The organism is Succinimonas amylolytica DSM 2873, from assembly GCF_000378405.1.
Taxonomy (GTDB): Bacteria; Pseudomonadota; Gammaproteobacteria; order Enterobacterales; family Succinivibrionaceae; genus Succinimonas; species Succinimonas amylolytica.
On the sequence record NZ_KB899636.1, the window covers coordinates 1,766,349 to 1,769,067 of the forward strand.

General features: G+C 34.9%; 4 protein-coding genes. 3 read left to right on the plus strand and 1 reads right to left on the minus strand.

Translation table 11 applies throughout. The annotated features are described in order from the left end of the window. Window positions 1-486: 486 nt before the first annotated feature. Genes F557_RS0107840 through F557_RS0107850 form a run of 3 tightly spaced genes read left to right on the plus strand, consistent with a single transcriptional unit; the run spans window position 487 to window position 2,110 of the window. On the plus strand, window positions 487-1,131 hold the full coding sequence (locus F557_RS0107840; RefSeq protein WP_019001689.1) for a Fic family protein: 645 nt from the start codon (window positions 487-489) through the stop codon (window positions 1,129-1,131). Between the two features lie 11 nt (window positions 1,132-1,142). After that, window positions 1,143-1,457, plus strand: a complete 315-nt coding sequence (locus F557_RS0107845) for a DUF5710 domain-containing protein (RefSeq protein ID WP_157617787.1) — start codon at window positions 1,143-1,145, stop codon at window positions 1,455-1,457. Then, window positions 1,457-2,110, plus strand: a complete 654-nt coding sequence (locus F557_RS0107850) for a recombinase family protein (RefSeq protein ID WP_019001691.1) — start codon at window positions 1,457-1,459, stop codon at window positions 2,108-2,110. The genes F557_RS0107845 and F557_RS0107850 overlap by 1 nt, the downstream gene beginning before the upstream one ends. Before the next feature lie 275 nt (window positions 2,111-2,385). Here F557_RS0107850 and F557_RS19270 read toward each other — a convergent pair. Then, window positions 2,386-2,719 (minus strand): transposase (locus tag F557_RS19270; RefSeq protein WP_019001692.1); only part of this gene is annotated, 334 nt, incomplete at its 5' end.

The window sequence follows — 2,719 nt, forward strand, 5'->3', positions numbered from 1 at the left end:
TTGTAAAGGATGACGTGGGTTAGAGGGAATAGGGAACGATAACTTTGAAATGACAGCTAGGATGGTTTAGTCATACTCTACCAGAGAGTTTAGGTGATAAAGCAAAAATAAAGGACATTGTTCTTTGGACAGTTTATACAAACGTAATAGATCATCCAAATGTAAGGTATAGGCATGTAGTTGATTTATTTGTGAATAAAAGATGTCAAAATATAACTTTTAGAGACTATTTCTTTTTACAAAGAGTTTTTGGTTATTATGGGGCTTTATTCAGATCTGTTAGTGCTAATGACGTTTTGAATTATGCGAATAATATTGAGTTTATTTCAAACAATGAAAAGCTTCTTCAACTTCGTAATATAAATCTATTTTGTAATGAAAGCAGAATACTACATTCTAATAATAATTTTATATATTTGTATAAAAACAAAGAACTTAATTTTTATGAATTTGAAAACAATTTAGTTTTAGAGGATATGTACATCAATGGCTAATCTTAAAGATTTTCGAATGGAAGTTAAAATTAATTTCGTACAGTCATTATTAAGATTTGAAGGAATTGATTTAACAGATATTCAAACTGAGAAACTTCTAAATAATGATAATTTTGCCATGTTGGAATTCCCTGAAGAAGAATCACTTGTTATCAATAATGTAATAAACACTCTGAATTACATGGAATCTTTGGATCTTTCCAAGCAAGCTATAGATCTGGATTTATATATACGATTGAATTCTTCTTTGGCTAAAAATCAAGCTCTGGCTACAGGTGCTTTAAGAAATGGATTGTGTTCAATTCCGTGTATTGGAGAAATTCCACTTCCAGAGGTAGAAAACGTCAAAAAAGAAATATCTTCTCTTAATAATATTACAAAAGATAATTACAAATCTGTTGTTTCGGAGTGTTTTTGTAATTTATCAAAATTACAACCTTTTTGGGATGGGAATAAACGAACAACTCTTTTTTTGTGTAATACTCAGTTAATAAAAAATGATTTTGATTTATTGGCTATACAAAAAGATAATTATGCTGCTTTTGAAGAGTATTTAACGGATTTTTATACAGCAAGTGATAGAACTATAGTAGATTTTTTAGTCAAAAATTGTTTTATAAAACTAATCCATTTATAATAGATAACTCGGTGGAGCAGGAAAAATATAGCGGGAAACTCAAATACTATTTTTCTGTCCCTATAGGATGCAACGATGAAGCAAATGGTTATGGTGCAAAATGGGATCGCAAGATTAATCATTGGTATGTCCCTGCGGGGATTGATTTAAAGCCTTTTATTGAAAAGAGGTGGAAAAGATTAAGTAACGAAGAAGTAACAAATGCAGCAAAGGGAAATGAGGAGATGGATGAACTAAGAAAATCATTAAATATTGATTTTCCATCCCCTAATGACTCTCATAAACAACTTTCAATTTCAGAATTCAAAAAAAGTCGGGGCAGATAATGGCTACTAGGGGTAATGTTCGTATCTATATTCGAGTTTCCACAGAGGAACAGACCATAGAACGTCAGGAACACCTGATTGATGATGCAAAAGCTCAGGGCTTCTATATTGCCGGTGTTTACAGAGAGAAGGCATCAGGAGCGATTGAAGACCGTCCTGAACTGCAAAAACTCATCCAGGAACTTCAACCTGGCGATTACATTGTAGCTGAGAAGATGGATCGTATCAGTCGTTTACCCATTGATGATGCGAAGCATCTAATTGATCAAATTAAGTCTAAAGGTGCTAAGCTGCTTGTTCCTGGCATCGTTGATTTCACAGATATAATCAATAAGACTGATGACAGTATGTCAAAAATAGTTCTTGAAACCATGCAGGAGCTCCTTTTAAAAATAGCACTTCAAATGTCCAGGGACGATTACGAGTTTAGACGGAAACGCCAAAAAGAAGGCATTGCGCTGGCCAGACAACAAGGAAAATATAATGGCAGAAAGGCAAACGTTGAGCTTCATAAAAGAATTATTGAGTGTCATGTCCTGCGTAAACCTCCGATGTCTATATCCGAAACTGCGAGATTGTTAAATACAACAGAAAGCACAGTGACAAGAGTTTGCGGTCTTTACAGGAAGAATAATGAATATCTTTCTATTTAGTCAGTATTTCCGAATTCCTTTTTTCAGAGACGCCTAAACAGGCAATTAGCCTACAGGATACAACATACTGATCACAAATGTACAATAAACTAACCATTTTCATTGGTAATGCCTGCAAATTGAATTTGGGGACTCGATATATGCGGGTGGTTTTTTGTAGAAGTCCCTCTGTCCAGTCCGCACGCAATACAAAGCCAGTGAGCAATATTGTTCAGATATTGGGACAAACCGATTGAGCAAAAAGGGAGTAAATACTATTTTGTGTAAACTGTGATTTAACTCTTAAAAACTAACTTCTCCATTCTCTCTTTTGTAAGTGGTAGTTGAAGAAATTCATTTTTAATTGTGGTCCAGTTCTGTACTCGACTCTTGTCCCACTTTTCTTTTAGCGTAAGTATCCTCAGATACATAGCCCGGTAAACAGCATCCGGCGATTCGAAAGTTCCCTTTTTAGTTACCTTTCTCAGGCTGGAGTTTGTACTCTCTATCGCATTGGTCGTGTATATAAGCTTTCTGATGGCCGATGGGTAATCAAACAGCTGCAGTACAGTGTCAAGATTACGTTCCCAGCATTTTACGGCACCAGGATATTTCTTGCCCCAGAGCTCC